The following is a 14,480-nucleotide window of genomic DNA, read 5'->3' on the forward strand; positions in this document are numbered from 1 at the left end:
GGCCCGCACGGCGCGGCCCCGCTACAGCAGGCCGCGCACGTAGGCGAGGTTGTCCGCGGTGCGCTGCTCCAGCGGCACCGCGGTGGAGAAGTCCTCCAGGGTGACCCAGCCGTCGTAGCCGTGCGCGACGAGCGCGGCCAGGTAGCGCCCGACGTGCGCCTGGCCGGTGCGCAGCGGCGCCCAGTCGTGCGCCCAGGTGACGGTGCCGTCGGCGGCGGTGTCCACCGGCCGCCAGGCGACGTTCTTCACGTGGACGTGCTGCAGGTAGGGCCCGAGCAGCGCGAACGCGGCGCGGTGGTCCTCGTGGCCCTCGATGACGAGGTTGCCGAGGTCGTGGATGACGCCGATGTGGCGCGGGTCGAACCCGTCGAGCAGGCGCAGCGCGGCCGACGCCGAGGACACGATCGTCTCGTGGTGCAGCTCGACGAGGATGGTGACGCCGTGCCGGGCGGCGAGCCCGGTCGCCCACTCCAGGTCCTTGCGGGTCGCGTCGAACAGGTCCGGGTACCGGCCGGTCGACAGCAGCGGCATGGTGACCCGGACCCGGCCGGCGCCGAGGCCGGCGGTGGCGGCGAGGAGCCGGGCGACGTCGTCGTGCTCGAAGCTGCGGGCGTAGCCGCCGATGCCGGAGAACTCCAGGCCCGCGCCGCGGGTCAGGGCGGCGATGCGCGGCAGGTCCGCCTCCAGGCCGGTGAGCGGCCAGGTGGCGCGGTTACCCTTCCAGAAGCCGGGCACCGGGGCGTCCTCCTGGTCGACGATGCGCCATTCGACGCCGTCCCAGCCCTGCGCGGCGAGGTGCCGCACGGCCTCGTCCGGGGTCCATTCCGGGGTCGACGCGGTGAAGACCGAGAACCTCACGCCTGTTCCTCCTCAGCTGACGGTGACGGCGACACCCAGGTCACCTCGGGTCGCACGTCGTCGTGGACGCCGTCGAGGACCTGGTCGAACTGCACCGGGCGGCCGAGGGTGGCCGCCACGTACACGGCCCGCACGGTGGCGAGGGCGAGCAGGCCGTCGGCCACCCGGACGCCCGGCGGGCGCCGCCCGTCGATGGCCTCGACGAGGTCCTGGTACTGGCGCAGGTGCCCGAGGACGAAGCCGTCGGCGGGTTTCGGCGCGCCGTAGAGGTCCTCGGCGGCGACCAGGGCGCGGGTCTGCACGGCGGCCGGGTCGGGGCTGTCGGCGCTGTGGAAGTACTCCAGCTGGTCGTCGTGCAGGACGGCGGAGCCGCGGGTGCCGTGCAGCTGCAGCCGTACGGGCAGCCCCGGGTGGGCGCTGGTGGAGGCGTGCAGCACGGCGAGGGCGCCGCCGGCGAAGCGCAGCGTGGCGACGGCGAGGTCCTCGACCTCGATCCGGTCGTGCGCGACCCGGGCGGTGCGGGCGGCGACCTCGACCGGCGGGCCGAGCAGCGCGAGCATCTGGTCGACGAGGTGGATGCCCTGGTTGGCCACGGCGCCGCCGCCGTCGAAGGCCCAGGTGCCGCGCCAGTCGGCGGAGTCGTAGTAGGCCTGGTCGCGCCACCACGGCATGGACACCACGGCGGAGGTGAGCCGGCCGAGCCGGCCGGCGTCCGCGGCGCGGCGCACGGCGACCATCGCCGGGTCGAAGCGGTGCTGGCTGACCACGGCGCAGGCCAGGCCGCGGGCCTCGGCCGCCAGGGCGACCTCGGCGAAGGCGCGGGCCTTGGCCAGCGACACGTCGAGGGGTTTCTCGACGAGCAGGTGCGCGCCGGCGCGCAGGGTCTCCTCGGCGGCCTCGACGTGCAGCCCGCTGGGGGTGCAGATGGCGACGAGGTCGACCTGCTCGGCGGCGAGCGCGGCGCCGAGCGTGCGGTGGCACGACGGGCCGGGGCCGTCGCGGCCGGCGGCGGTGTCGGCGGCGCGCCCGGACTCGGTGACGGCGGCGGTGATGCGGGCGGCGAGGGCGGCGTTGGCGGCGTCGACGGCGTCGACCAGGGCCACGATCCGCAGCCTCGGATGGCGCAGGATGGCGTCGGCGTGGTTGCCGCCGATGATGCCGCTGCCGACGATCGCCACGTTGATCAGGTCAGTCATTTCACTCCCCCGGCGGTCAGGCCGCCGACCAGGAACCGTTGGAACACGAGGTACAACACCACCACCGGCAGCGCGCAGATGAGCGCGGAGGCCATCAGCTGCCCGTAGATCGGGATGGCGCCGCCCTCCTGGGTGGCGCCGAACACCTGCAGGGCGACCGCGACGGTGCGGCTGTCCGGGCTGGTCATGACGGAGGCGAACAGCACGTCGTTCCAGCCGAGCAGGAACGCGAAGATGCTCGCCACGACGAGGCCGGGCCAGCTCAGCGGGATGATGATCGAGCGCAGGATCCGCCACGACGAGGCGCCGTCGAGGCGGGCGGCCTCGTCGAGCTCGGCGGGCAGGCCGCGCAGGTAGGTCACCATCACCCAGGTCGAGAACGGCAGGGCGAAGGTGAGGTAGGTGACGAACAGCGCCCACCGGGTGCCGATCACCTGCACGCCGAGGACCGCGGACAGGTTGGCGAACAGCACGAACACCGGCAGCAGCATGAGCGTGCCGGGGATCGACTGCAGCGCGAGGAGCCCGCGCAGGATGAGGCCGCGGCCGAGGAACTGGAACCGGACGAGGACGTAGGCGGTGGCCACGGCGACGACCGCGGACACGACGGCGACGCTGCCGGCGACCACGACGCTGTTGCCCAGGCCGGCGCCGAGCTCGACGGTCGACCAGATCTTCGCGTAGTTGTCCAGGTGCAGGCCGGTGGGCCAGAACGCGCCGCGGGCCACGGCGAGGTCGTCGTTGACGGACGCGAACAGCATGTACAGCACCGGGGTCAGCACGAAGAGCAGCAGCGCGGCGATGACGGCCGCCTGCACCGGTCGCGGCAGGAGCCGCCGCACGTCAGTCCTCATGCCGGTTCAGCCTCACCGCGCGCAGGTACACCGACAGCGGGATCGCGACCAGCACCAGCGACAGCACGGCCATGGCGGCGCTGAGCCCGAACCGGAAGTTCTGGAAGCTCTCCACGTACGTGAGCACCGGCAGCACCTCCACGTCGTGCGGGGCGGGCACCCCGAACAGCACGTACGGCAGCGTGAAGCTGTTGAGGTTGTGCAGGAACGCGATGATCAGGGCGAGCGCGAGGACGCCGCGCAGGTGCGGCAGGACGACGTGGCGCAGCTTCGCCCACCAGTCGGCGCCGTCCAGCGCGGCGGCCTCGTGCACCTCCTCGGCGATGCTCTGCAGCCCGGAGGCGGCCAGCAGGTACAGCAGCGGCCACGACGTCCACAGCTGCACCACGACGAGGGTCCAGTAGCTGTTCGGCCCGTTGAGCCACAGGTGCTGCCCGCCGAGGACCGCGTTGGCCGGGCCGGTCGGCATGAGGATCGTGCGCCACACGGTGCCGACGACGAACGCGGGCAGCACGTACGGGATGAGGAAGGCGGAGCGGACCAGGGCGCGGCCCTTGAACCGCTGCTGGGTGGCGAGCGCGGCGGCCAGCCCGACCGGCAGCGTGGCGACGGTGACCAGCGCGGAGTAGCCGACGGAGACCCAGATGGCGTGCGGCAGCGGGGTGTCGGTGACGGCCTCGACGTAGTTGTCCACGGCGATGAACGGTGCGCCGGTCCATTCCCGCAGCGTGTACTGGTCGAGGTCGAGCAGCGACACGGTGAGCGCGACGCCGAGCGGCACGAGGATGACGAGGACGAGGAGCACGCCGCCCGGCGCCAGCATCCACAGTGGACGGTGGCGCGGGCGGCGGGCCGGCGGCCGGGGCGAACTCGCCCGGGCCGCCGGCCGTGTCACGGTTTCGATCGCCATGAATCTATTTACTCTTGTCCAGGGCGTCCTGCGCGGCCTTCTGCCCGTCGGCGACGAGCTGCCGCAGCTTCGCTTCGTCGAGCTTGCCGTCCTTGAGCGCCGGGATCGACTGCACGACCACGTTGACCAGGGCCAGCTGGACCTGGCTCCAGGCGCCGTTGAAGGGGGTGCCGCTGGCCTTGGCGGCCGACTCGACGATCGGCGCGAGCGCCGGGTCGCCCTGCAGCTGCTTCGCGGCGGTCGCGTTCGTGGGCAGCTCGCCGAAGGTCTTGTAGTACGACTCCTGCTGCTCGGCGCTGGTCAGCAGCTTCACCAGGGCCAGCGCCAGGTCCTTGTTCTTGGTGTACTTCGCCACCACCAGGTTGTCGCCGGACAGGATGCTGGTGGCGCCGACGCCCGGCGTGCTGGTCTGCCCCGGCGGGATGGTCGGCATGATCGCGTAGGCGTACTTGCCGGCCACGGCCGACTTGTCGAGGGTGACCTTCGAGGTGGCGGAGACCATCGGCAGGAACGCGGCCTTGCCGGCGCCGAAGTCGGCGATCGCCTGGGCGTTCTTCCAGCCGACGGCGGCGGGGTTGACGACCTTGTCGGTGGCGAGCCAGCCGAGGTAGGTCTGGTAGGCCTTCAGCGTCGACGGGTCGTTGAGCGACGCCTTCTTGTCCTTCACCAGAGGGTTGCCGGCCTGCACGCTCATCGCCCAGATGAACTTCCACGGGTCGAAGCCGTCGGCGTAGGCGACCGCGAGGCCGTAGGTGCCCCCGCCGGTGGTCTTCTTCGCCTGTACCAGCAGCTCGTCCCAGCTGGTCGCCGGCTTGTCGATGCCGGCGGCCTTGAGCAGCTCGGTGTTGTACGCCATGACGAACGGCCGGCTGGTGAACGGGATGCCGACCTGGTGCTCGGCGTCGGGGCCGGAGATGCCGAGCGTGGCGGGCAGGAACGCGTCCTTGCCGCCGACCTTCTTCCAGTCGTCGTCCTTGAGCTCCAGGAACGCGCCGGTCGCGTAGGCGGTCGGGGTGAACGTGGTGCCCAGCGAGTAGATGTCGGGGCCCTGGCCGGACAGCACCGAGGTCTGGATCTTCGTCAGCTCGTCGTTGGGCGAGGCGAACGTCTCGAACTTCACCTCGGCGCCGGTCTGCGCCTTGAACTTGTCGTTGATCTCGGTGAACCACGACCGCTGCTGGTCGGGGTAGATGGTGTTGGCCTGCACGAGGACGTTGAGAGTCTTGCCGGCGCCGTTGAGGCCGGTGTCGCCGGTGCCCTTGCCGCCGTCGCCGGCGCCGCAGGCGGACAGGGCGAGGGTGGCGGCGGCAACGGCGGCGATGAGGGGAATGCGTCTCATAGGGGTGTCCACTCCTCAGTGAGCGGTGCGCCGGCCAGCGGTCCTGGGGGTGTCGGCCGGGTGCATCGATGCTGCTTGACGGCGGATTGAGCGGGACGCTATCAGCGCTGCAATCACAGCGGCAATCGTTTGCCATCGTTTGCCATCATCTGCTTTGCTGTCGGCCATGCCCCGTGCACACCAGTTCGGTTCCGGTGACCGGCCGGTCACCATCAACGACATCGCCGCGGCCACGGGGGTCGCCGCGTCGACGGTGTCCCGCGCGCTGAACAACCCCGGCCGGGTCAACCCGGCGACCCGGGAGCGGATCGAGGCGGCCGCCCGCGAGCTGCGCTACGTGCCCAACTCGCAGGCCCGCGCGCTGAGCTCGGGGCGCACCGGCGCGATCGCGGTGCTGGTCTCGGACGTGACGAACCCGTTCTACTTCGGCGTGCTGCGCGGCACCCAGATGCAGCTCAAGGCCGCCGGCTACGCGCAGTTGCTCATCGACACCGAGGACTCCGGGGACCTGGAGGTGGAGCTGCTGCACAAGATGCGCCGCTCCCTGGACGGGGCGATCCTGGCCGCGTCCCGGTTGCCGGACCGGGCCCTGGCCGCGCTCGCCCAGGACATCCCCCTGGTCACCATCAACCGCAACGTGCGCGGCGTGCCCAGCGCGATCATCGACACCCCGGCCGGGATGGGGCAGGCGGCCGAGCACCTCATCTCCCTCGGCCACCGCGACATCGCCTACGTGTCGGGTCCCGAACGGTCGTGGCCGAACGAGGCCCGCTGGCACGCGGTGCGGGCGGTCGCCGCCCGGCACCGGCTCACGTTCACCCGGGTCGGGCCGTTCCCGTCGGGGCGCCGCTCCGGCTCGGCGGCCGCCGACGCGGTGCTCAACACCGGCGCGACCGCCTGCATCGTCTTCAACGACCTGCTCGCGATCGGCATCCTGCAGCGGCTGCGCGAGCGCGAGGTGCGGGTGCCGGCGGACATCAGCGTGGTGGGCTGCGACGACATCTTCGGCGCGGACTTCTGCCACCCGCCGCTGACCACGCTCACCGCCCCGATCGAGCAGGCGGGGCGGGTCGCGGTGTCGATGCTGCTGTCGCGGCTGGACCCGAGCGCCCCGGCGATGCGCCAGTCGGTGATGCTGCCGGTGCACCTGACCGTCCGCGGCTCCACCGGCCCGCGCCCCACCCGCTGACCCGCGGGCACACCGTCGGGCCGGCGCCGCGCGGTACGGCTGCCGAACGTCAGCGGGTGAGACGGCCGAGGAGCGCGGAGGCGACCGCGACCGCCACGGCGGCGGAGCCCGCGAGGACGCCGAAGTCCAGCAGCAGCCGGGCGGGCGTGCCGATGAGCAGGCCGCGCAGCGCCTCCACCTCGTAGCTGAGCGGGTTGACGTGGTTGAGCGCGCGCAGCCAGCCCGGCATGACCGACACCGGGTAGAGGGCGTTGGAGGCGAAGAACAGCGGCATGATGATCGCCTGCCCGATGCCCATCATCCGGTCCCGCTTGAGCACCAGGCCGGCGAGGGTGATCGACAGGCAGCAGAAGAACGCCGAGCCGAGCACGAGCACGCCCGCGACGCCGAGCAGGTGCCGCGGGTCGAGGTCCAGCCCGACGCCGAGCAGCGCGGCGAGCACCACGACGACCAGGGCCTGGGTGAGGGCGCGCACCCCGGCGGCGAACGCCTTGCCGGTCACCAGCGCGGCCCGCGGCGTCGGCGTCACCATGAGCTTGGCCAGGACGCCGGCGTCACGCTCCCAGATGATGTGGATGCCGTAGAAGATCGACACGAACAGCGCCGACTGGGCGAGGATGCCGGGGGCGAGGAAGTCCAGGTAGGGCACGCCACCGGTGGGGACGACGCGCAGCCGGGTGAACGTCTGGCCGAACACCAGCAGCCACAGCGCCGGCTGCACGGCCCTGGTGACCACCTCGGTCCGGTCGCGGCGCAGCTTCTGCAGCTCCACCAGGCACAGCGCGGCCGTGCGGGACGCCAGCAGGCGCAGCGGCTCAACGGGCGCGGCGAGCGGCACGGACATCCTTGAACCCTCCCCCGTCGAGGTCGTCGCCGGTGTACTCGCGGAACACGTCGTCGAGGTTCGCACCGCCACCACCGCCGCCGTGACCGTCGAGGGACGCGACCAGCGCCGCGGGCGTGTCCAGGGCGCGGATCCGGCCGCGGTGCATGAGCGCGACCCGGTCGCAGTGCGCCGCGGCCTCCTCCATGTAGTGGGTGGTGACCAGCACCGTCATGCCGGTGCGGGCGCGGGTCTCGTGGATGCGGTCCCACACCCCGGCCCGGGCCACCGGGTCAAGGCCGATCGTCGGCTCGTCGAGCACCAGCAGCCGCGGCGCGCTGACCAGGGCCTGCGCCAGCTCCAGGCGGCGGATCATGCCGCCGGAGTAGGTGCCGGCGGGCCGGTCGGCGGCGTCGGTGAGGCCCATCGCGTCGATGACCTCGGCGGTGCGCTCGCGGCGCAGCGCCCGCGGCACGTCGAACAGCCGGGCGAACAGCGCGACGTTCTCCCGGCCGCTGAGCGCGGGGTCGGCGGACAGCGCCTGCGGCACGTAGCCGATCAGCCGCCGCACCGCCATCCTGCGCCGGCGCACGTCCTGGCCGAACACCTCGACCGTGCCGGCCTGCGGCGGCAGCAGCGTGGTCAGCACCCGGATCGTGGTCGTCTTGCCGGCGCCGTTCGGCCCGAGCAGGCCGAAGATCTCCGCCGCACGCACCACCAGGTCCAGCCCGTCGACGGCGACGGTCTCCTTGAACCGGTGCCGCAGGCCGTCGACGCGCACGGCCGGTCCACTGGGTTCCACCCGGCCAATATAGCTCGTTAGCCGGGCTAATGATCCTCCCGGGATCGGCACCGATGGGCCTCGATCCGCCCCCGTGCTACTCCGCGCTGGAGGCCGGCGAAGGCGCCGCGGCGGAGGCCGGCGGCGTTTCGCGCCAGCCGCGTGAGTAGACGACCGCGAGCTTGTCCTCCAGGGCCTGCCGCAGGTCGATACCCATGGTGTGGGCGGTGACGAACGCGGTGAGCACCACGTCGGCGAGCTCCGCCTCGACGTCGCTGAACGGCCCGGACCGCCGCGCCATCCCGGCGTGCCGGCGCACCGCGCCGACGAACTCGCCGACCTCCTCGGCCAGGGCCAGGGTCTGCCGCAGTTGCACCGACTCGGTGAAGCCGGCCGCCTCCAGGTGCGCCGCCACGTCCGCGGCGGTGGCGGGCAGGTCGTTCAAAACGAATGGCACCCGGCCACCCTAACCTTCTAGGGTGCGGGCGTGCGTCACGAGATCCGCGCCGTGTTCGACGAGGACACGGTCACCGTCTACCAGGCATACGGGCCGGCGATCGCGCTGAGCGCCGTCGCCGCGCAGCGGTTCGTGCCGCCGTTCAAGCGTGACCGGATGACGTGGATCAAGCCGTCGTTCCTGTGGATGATGTACCGCAGCGGCTGGGCCACGAAGGAGGGCCAGGAGCACGTCCTCGCCGTCCGGCTGCGCCGGGCCGGGTTCGACGCCGCGCTCGCCGGCGCCTGCCTGAGCCACTACGTCCCCGACGTGCACGCCAGCCGCGAGGCGTGGGCCCGGCAGCTGCGCGCCAGCCCGGTCCGGGTGCAGTGGGACCCGGAGCGCTCGCTGCACCTGCGGCCCCTCGAACACCGGTCGCTGCAGCTGGGCCTCAGCGGTGATGCCGTGCGCCGGTACGTGGACGAGTGGACCGTCGGCATCACCGACGTCACCGGGCTCGCGCACGCCGTGCACGAGCACGTGAGGGCCGGCCGGCTGGACGAGGCCCGGGCGCTGCTGCCCGCCGAGGCGCCGTATCAGCCGGCGGCCTGATCGCCGGCGGCCACCGCGCTGGGACGGGCCCGTCAGCCGGCGGCCTGATCGCCGACGGCCACCGCGCTGAGGCGGGTCCGGAGGCGGCGGACCAGGTCCGGGGCGACGGGGGCGGTCCACGAGCGGCCGGGGCGCATGGCGGCGCCGGAGTGGAACGCGGTCACGCCGGCCGCCAGCAGCGGGCCGATGTGCTCGTCGAGCAGGCCGCCGCCGGCCAGCAGCCGCACGCCGCCGGTGAGAGTTTCGGCTTCGGCTTCGGCGAGGATCGTGGGGAGGCCCTCGGCCAGGCCGGCCGGGGCGCCCGAGGTGAGCACGGCGTCCAGGCCCGGCAGGCCGGCGACCGCGGCCCGCAGCGCGGCGCGGTCGGCCGCGTGGTCGATCGCCCGGTGGAAGGTCCACGGCGCGCCGTCGAGCACGCCGAGCACCTCCAGGACCGCGGGCAGGTCGACGGCGCCGCGCCGGTCCAAAAACCCCAGGACGAACTCCTCGGCGCCGGCCGCCCGCAGCTGCCGGGCGGTGCGCCGCAGCCGGCCGAGGTCGCCGGCGGCGAAGCCGGGCCCGGTGCGCACCATCACCCGCACCGGCAGGTCCACGGCGGCCCGCACCGCCGCCACCGTCGCCGGGGACGGGCTGAGGCCGTCGGCCGCCATGTCGCTGACCAGCTCCACCCGGTCCGCCCCGCCGTCGCGGGCGTGCCGCGCGTCGGCGGCGTCCAGGGCGATGACCTCCAGCAGCGGCGCGCTCATGATCTCCATCGTGCCAGCGGCACCTGCCCCGCTGCCCGGCCCGCCGTGGTGTCGAGCGGCACATTCGCGGACCGGTCCGGCCGCTTTCGTGAAAGGGATTCGCGACGCGTCGCCGGCGGACCATAAGGTTGACCGATGCAGCACAAACGGCCCACCCTCGACGACGTCGCGCAGGCCGCCGGGGTGTCCCGGGCCACCGTCTCGCGCGTCGTCAACGGCAACGCCCGGGTCGCCGCGCCGGTCCGCGAGCAGGTGACGCGGGCCGTCGAGCGGCTCGGCTACCGCCCCGACCCGACCGCGCGGGCCCTGGCCCGCGGGCACGGCGACGTCGTGGAGCTCATCGTGGTCGACGGCCAGCCGACCAGCTTCGGCACCAACCCCTACTACGGGCGGGTCATCGCCGGGATCGTCGACGGGCTGCGGCACACCGAGGCGCAGATGCGGGTCCACGTCGTCGGGATCGCCGACGCGCCGCGGCTGCTCGACCGCGTCGCGCACACCGTCAGCGCCGGTGCGCTGCTGGTCAACGTCCCGGCCGGGCTCGCCGCGGACTTCCACGCCGTCTGCCCGCGGGTGGTGTCGATGGGGCGCACCGCCGCGGCCGTGCCCTCGGTCGTGCCGGACAACACCAATGGCGCGTACGAGGCCGTACACCTGCTGCATCGCAACGGGCGCAAGCGGATCGCGGCCGTGCCGGGCCCGGCGCACATCAGTGACGCCATCGACCGCCGCGCCGGATATCTCGCCGCCGTGCGCGACCTCGGCCTCGACCCGATCACCGGCGAGGACGGCGAGTTCACCCGGTCCAGCGGCGCCGGGACGACCCGCCGGCTGCTGCGCGAGCACCCCGACCTCGACGCGCTCTTCGTCGCCTGCGACCTGATGGCCTCCGGCGCGCTGCAGGCCCTCGCCGCGGCCGGCCGGCGGGTGCCGCAGGACGTCGCGGTGGTCGCGTTCGACGACAGCCTCATCGCCGCCTGCACGACCCCGCCGCTGACGTCGGTGCGCCAGCCCGTGGAGGAGATGGCGGCGGCCGCGACCCGGGCGCTGGTCGCGGGCGAGGTCGGCCCCGGCTGGCACGGCACGTTCCCGACCACACTGACCGTCCGCGACAGTTCAGGCTGAGTTCTCCCGGGCGTTCTCCGCGCCGGTCTACGGTGCGGGCATGGCTGCCCGTCAGACGTTGACCTCGGCGGTACTGACCACCGCCGCCGCCGGCACCCTCCTGCTGCAGCTGCTGGTCCTGCCGGTGTGGCTGCTGCCCGCCGACCCGCGGTGGGGGTGGCTGCTCGTCCCGCTGGCGCTCACCACGGTGCCGCTGTGGTCGCTCATCCACGAGGGCATCCACGGCACCCTGCTGCGTGACCGGCGGTGGAACGACCGCCTCGCCCGGGTGCTGGCCACCGGCTACGGCGCGCCGTTCTCGCTGCTGAAGACCGGGCACCTGCTGCACCACCGGTTCAGCCGGACCCGCCGCGAACGCACCGAGGTCTACGACCCGGCCCGCACCACCTGGCTCGCCGCGGCCCGTGGCTACTACCCGCGGCTGCTCGGCGGCCTGTACCTGCTGGAGGCCGCGTCGGTGCTGCTGGCCGCCCTGCCCGCGGCCGGCTGGCGGTGGCTGGTGCGCCGCACCGACAGCCTCGACTCCGTGACCGGCCTGCTGCTGGAGCGGGTGTCCCGGCGCGGGACGCTGCACCGCTTCCGGGTCGAGGCGCTCGCGGTCGTCACCACGTACGCCGCCGCGGTGCTCGCCTACGGCCGGCACGCCTGGCTGCTCGCGGCCGCCGTCGGCGGGCGGGCGCTGCTGGTGTCGATGGCCGACAACGCCTACCACTACCGCACCCGGCTGGAGCGCCCCCTGGAGGCGATGAACCTGCGGCTGCCCCGGTCCCTGGAACTGTTCGTGCTCGCGTTCAACCTGCACAGCGTCCACCACCGGCACCCGGGCCTGCACTGGTACGAGCTGCGCGCCGCCTTCCACGCCGACGCCGACGAGTGGCACCTGGGCTGGGCCACCGCGGTGGTCCGCCAGCTGCGCGGGCCCGTGCCGGAGCCGGCGCTGCGGGGGCTGGACCGGGTCACCGCGGCACGTTGAGCGTTCAGCCGCGGGGCGTGCGCGATCCCGCGTTGGACACGGGCGGCATCGGGCGGGCGCCCCGGGCCCACCCGCCGCGCTCCCCGCGGCGGGGGCGTTCGGCGTGCGGGGCCCGGGCGCCCCGCGGTGCCGGGCCCGGCGGAAGCGCCGCCGTGTCACCGGCGGCGTCGAGCGCCGCAGGGTGACCGCCTCGGACACTGCGGGTGCCGGCCACCACGAGCGCCGCCGGCACGGCTTCCAGGAAGCGTTCCAGGTTGTAGTGACACTCCCGGGCGCGCAGGTACGAACGGCTGGACCTGCCGACGGTGACGCCGCCGAGCTCGGCCCGCCACACCCACTGCCCGCTGGACTCCACGGCCGCGACGGCGCTGCGCACCGCGGCGAACTCCGTGCGCAGGCGCAGCACCGCGTCGCGGGCCGCGGCGTACGTCTCGAACGTGCGCGCCGCCCGGCCCAGCGGCCGGTTGTTCGGCGACACCAGCATCCACATCATGGCCTCGGCGACCGCGCCGTCACCGGCGGCCACGCCGGCGGCCGCTCCGGCCAACGCTAAGAAGACGAACCTCGATTGGTGCACCCGCTGCCCCTTCGCCCGCCGGGAACGCCCACCCGCTGGGACACACGCTCGGGACATCGCATGACCAACAGGCGCGGGCGTACGCGCACGCCGGACATGCAGGAGGTGAACAACGGGAAGGGGCGGTCCCGCCGCTATGCCGCCGTTCCACCAGCAATCGGGCACGGATCCCGGCCGCCGCCTTGACGAAGGCATCGACATCCGTTAGACCTTTCAGGAATTGCCAATCTTCGATGGAGGACAACGTGGTCCGCATCCGTGCCGCCGTGATCGCACTCGCCCTGATCGCCACCTCGGCGTTCGCCGCCGGCCCCGCCGAAGCCGCGACCGGCACGTCCGGCGCTCCCGGACCGACGGGCGGGCCGTGCGCGTACACGCCGACACCGGACGACCCGGCGGTGAGGCCGGTGCCACTGCCGCGCGACCCGCGGCACACCCCGGCGCACGGGACGGTCACGGTCACGCTGTTCACCAACCTGGGCCTCATCCCGCTCACCCTGGACCGGGCGCAGGCGCCGTGCACGGTGCAGAGCTTCCTGCACCTGACCCGGCACGGGTTCTACAACCGCACCATCTGCCACCGGCTCACCACGTACCCGACGCTGAAGGTCCTGCAGTGCGGCGACCCGTCCGGCACCGGTGAGGGCGGCCCGGGGTACAGGTACAAGGACGAGCTGCCGACCGGGCTGCCGCCGGCGCCGACCGACCCGACCGGCGCCCGCAAGGTGTACGCCCGCGGCGTCCTCGCCATGGCCAACGCCGGGCCGGACACCAACGGCAGCCAGTTCTTCCTCGTCTTCGCCGACTCGGCGCTGCGCCCCAACTACACCATCTTCGGCAGCGTCCGCCCCCTCGGCCTGCACACCCTGGACCGCATCGCCGCCGGCGGGGTCGCCCCGACGCCCGAGGACCCGGCCCCCGTCGACGGCGCCCCGGCCCTGCGCACCTCGATCCTGCTGGCGGCGTAGGTACATTCGGCGCGTGGCTCACTACAGCAGGCTGTACACAATCGTCCTGGACGTCCCCGCCACCGACCACGGCGCCACCGTGGCGTTCTGGCGGGGCGCCCTCGACGCACCCCTGGAGCAGGTCGCGAAGTATCCCGAGTTCCACGGCGCCCGGCTGCCGACCCACGACCTGGTGCTGCTCGCCCAGCAGGTCGGCGCCGGCGGCCCCCGGGTGCACCTCGACATCCACACCGACGACCTCGACGCCGAGGTGGCCCGCCTGGAGGCCCTGGGCGCCACCCGCGTCGAGCGCCACGACCGCTGGTGGGTCATGCACGACCCCGCCGGCGTCACCTTCTGCGTCGTGCTCGACCAGCCCGGCACCCTCACCGACGCCAACGCCACCCGGTGGCCCTGAGCAGCGGATTGGTGGGCTTGTCGGCATAAGCGTACAGTCGAGGGTATGGCGACGCCGATCCCGGAGTGCATCCCGTCCCGGCGCGGTGCCGGCGGGACGACGCAGCTCGTGGTCCAGCTGCCGGACGACCTGGTGCGCTACATCGACGCGGAGGTCGCGGCCGGCACGGCGACGAGCCGGGCGGGGGTGGTCAGCCGGGCTCTGGAGGGCGAGCGGCGGCAGCGGGAGGCTGGAGCCTGAGACCTGGCTCGTGGCGGCGCGGTCACGGGCCTTTGCGGTGAGCCCGTCGGCGGGCCGTTCGCGGGCGCTCGTCCGTGGTCGGGTGCCCGTGATGCGCCGTCCTTGGCCGCGCTGCCCGGCCCGTCGGCATGCGGCCCAGTCAGGCCGATCTGACCCGCGGACCTATGCGGCTTCGGCGCGCGGGACCTATGAGGCGCCTCGGCATGCGGACCTAGGGCGCGTTTCATAACAGGGGCCGCGGTGGGGTGAGGTTTCGGCGTGGCGGTGATCGATAGCTGAAGAGGTCTCCGGTAGATGGTTCAGCGACCAAGCAGAACTTCATACCGGAGACCTCGTGGGCCACCCTATCGGTGACGAGGCGGCACGACCTGACCGACGCGCAGTGGGCGGCGCTGGCGCCGCTGCTGCCTGCGCAGCCGTCGCTGGGTCGTCCGCCGAAGTGGGACAGACGGCAGC

18 protein-coding genes are annotated in these 14,480 nt (G+C 73.6%); 8 read left to right on the top strand and 10 right to left on the bottom strand.

Annotation, left to right across the window (positions count from 1 at the left end; genetic code table 11):
- Window positions 1–21: 21 nt before the first annotated feature.
- From OP18_RS36850 to OP18_RS36870, 5 genes are all read right to left on the bottom strand, one after another.
- Window positions 22–858 carry a sugar phosphate isomerase/epimerase family protein gene (locus tag OP18_RS36850; RefSeq protein WP_033363780.1) on the bottom strand — a complete coding sequence of 279 codons (837 nt, stop codon included), beginning with the start codon at window positions 856–858 and terminating at the stop codon, window positions 22–24.
- On the bottom strand, window positions 855–2,054 hold the full coding sequence (locus OP18_RS36855; RefSeq protein ID WP_033363781.1) for a Gfo/Idh/MocA family protein: 1,200 nt from the start codon (window positions 2,052–2,054) through the stop codon (window positions 855–857). The genes OP18_RS36850 and OP18_RS36855 overlap by 4 nt, the downstream gene beginning before the upstream one ends.
- The gene (locus tag OP18_RS36860; protein ID WP_033363782.1) at window positions 2,051–2,908 is read right to left on the bottom strand and encodes a carbohydrate ABC transporter permease; all 858 of its coding nucleotides are present in this window, start codon (window positions 2,906–2,908) and stop codon (window positions 2,051–2,053) included. Before OP18_RS36860 ends, OP18_RS36855 begins: the two co-directional genes overlap by 4 nt.
- The gene (locus OP18_RS36865) at window positions 2,898–3,731 is read right to left on the bottom strand and encodes a carbohydrate ABC transporter permease (protein ID WP_052387882.1); all 834 of its coding nucleotides are present in this window, start codon (window positions 3,729–3,731) and stop codon (window positions 2,898–2,900) included. The genes OP18_RS36860 and OP18_RS36865 overlap by 11 nt, the downstream gene beginning before the upstream one ends.
- Before the next feature lie 91 nt (window positions 3,732–3,822).
- Window positions 3,823–5,157, bottom strand: coding sequence for an ABC transporter substrate-binding protein (locus tag OP18_RS36870; protein WP_052387883.1), 1,335 nt, complete (start codon window positions 5,155–5,157; stop codon window positions 3,823–3,825).
- 166 nt (window positions 5,158–5,323) lie between these two features.
- On the opposite strand from OP18_RS36870, the gene OP18_RS36875 reads away from it, so the two are divergent.
- Complete coding sequence (locus tag OP18_RS36875; RefSeq protein WP_033363813.1) at window positions 5,324–6,346, top strand: LacI family DNA-binding transcriptional regulator; 1,023 nt, start codon at window positions 5,324–5,326, stop codon at window positions 6,344–6,346.
- 49 nt (window positions 6,347–6,395) lie between these two features.
- Here the strand turns inward: OP18_RS36875 and OP18_RS36880 are convergent, their stop codons facing one another.
- The 3 genes from OP18_RS36880 to OP18_RS36890 form a co-directional block, all read right to left on the bottom strand.
- Window positions 6,396–7,190 carry an ABC transporter permease gene (locus OP18_RS36880; protein WP_033363783.1) on the bottom strand — a complete coding sequence of 265 codons (795 nt, stop codon included), beginning with the start codon at window positions 7,188–7,190 and terminating at the stop codon, window positions 6,396–6,398.
- The gene (locus OP18_RS36885) at window positions 7,162–7,971 is read right to left on the bottom strand and encodes an ABC transporter ATP-binding protein (RefSeq protein ID WP_211273782.1); all 810 of its coding nucleotides are present in this window, start codon (window positions 7,969–7,971) and stop codon (window positions 7,162–7,164) included. The genes OP18_RS36880 and OP18_RS36885 overlap by 29 nt, the downstream gene beginning before the upstream one ends.
- 76 nt (window positions 7,972–8,047) lie before the next feature.
- A complete protein-coding gene (locus OP18_RS36890) occupies window positions 8,048–8,407 on the bottom strand; it encodes a MazG nucleotide pyrophosphohydrolase domain-containing protein (RefSeq protein WP_081971421.1) in 360 nt (119 codons plus the stop codon).
- Window positions 8,408–8,437: 30 nt separating this feature from the next.
- On the opposite strand from OP18_RS36890, the gene OP18_RS36895 reads away from it, so the two are divergent.
- Entirely contained in the window at window positions 8,438–8,998 is a 561-nt protein-coding gene (locus OP18_RS36895) for a DUF4291 domain-containing protein (RefSeq protein WP_033363785.1), read from the top strand.
- A gap of 32 nt (window positions 8,999–9,030) precedes the next feature.
- Here OP18_RS36895 and OP18_RS36900 read toward each other — a convergent pair whose 3' ends face one another.
- The gene (locus OP18_RS36900) at window positions 9,031–9,744 is read right to left on the bottom strand and encodes a copper homeostasis protein CutC (protein WP_033363815.1); all 714 of its coding nucleotides are present in this window, start codon (window positions 9,742–9,744) and stop codon (window positions 9,031–9,033) included.
- A 135-nt stretch (window positions 9,745–9,879) separates the two neighbouring features.
- On the opposite strand from OP18_RS36900, the gene OP18_RS36905 reads away from it, so the two are divergent.
- Window positions 9,880–10,869 (top strand): LacI family DNA-binding transcriptional regulator, encoded by a 990-nt coding sequence (locus OP18_RS36905; protein ID WP_033363786.1) that lies wholly within the window; start codon window positions 9,880–9,882, stop codon window positions 10,867–10,869.
- A 40-nt stretch (window positions 10,870–10,909) separates the two neighbouring features.
- Window positions 10,910–11,842, top strand: coding sequence for a fatty acid desaturase (locus OP18_RS36910; RefSeq protein WP_063745691.1), 933 nt, complete (start codon window positions 10,910–10,912; stop codon window positions 11,840–11,842).
- A gap of 4 nt (window positions 11,843–11,846) precedes the next feature.
- Here OP18_RS36910 and OP18_RS36915 read toward each other — a convergent pair whose 3' ends face one another.
- Complete coding sequence (locus OP18_RS36915; protein ID WP_156090057.1) at window positions 11,847–12,419, bottom strand: hypothetical protein; 573 nt, start codon at window positions 12,417–12,419, stop codon at window positions 11,847–11,849.
- A 233-nt stretch (window positions 12,420–12,652) separates the two neighbouring features.
- Between OP18_RS36915 and OP18_RS36920 the strand changes: the two genes are divergently transcribed.
- The 4 genes from OP18_RS36920 to OP18_RS61150 form a co-directional block, all read left to right on the top strand.
- Window positions 12,653–13,387: a peptidylprolyl isomerase gene (locus OP18_RS36920; protein WP_081971422.1), complete on the top strand. Its 735-nt coding sequence runs from the start codon at window positions 12,653–12,655 to the stop codon at window positions 13,385–13,387.
- A gap of 13 nt (window positions 13,388–13,400) precedes the next feature.
- Complete coding sequence (locus OP18_RS36925; protein ID WP_033363788.1) at window positions 13,401–13,784, top strand: VOC family protein; 384 nt, start codon at window positions 13,401–13,403, stop codon at window positions 13,782–13,784.
- 45 nt (window positions 13,785–13,829) lie between these two features.
- Window positions 13,830–14,024 (top strand): hypothetical protein, encoded by a 195-nt coding sequence (locus OP18_RS36930; protein ID WP_033363789.1) that lies wholly within the window; start codon window positions 13,830–13,832, stop codon window positions 14,022–14,024.
- Window positions 14,025–14,374: 350 nt separating this feature from the next.
- The coding region (locus tag OP18_RS61150) for a transposase (protein ID WP_156090058.1) at window positions 14,375–14,480 on the top strand (106 nt) is incomplete at its 3' end.

The sequence above is a fragment of the Dactylosporangium aurantiacum genome, from assembly GCF_000716715.1.
GTDB lineage: Bacteria > Actinomycetota > Actinomycetes > Mycobacteriales > Micromonosporaceae > Dactylosporangium > Dactylosporangium aurantiacum.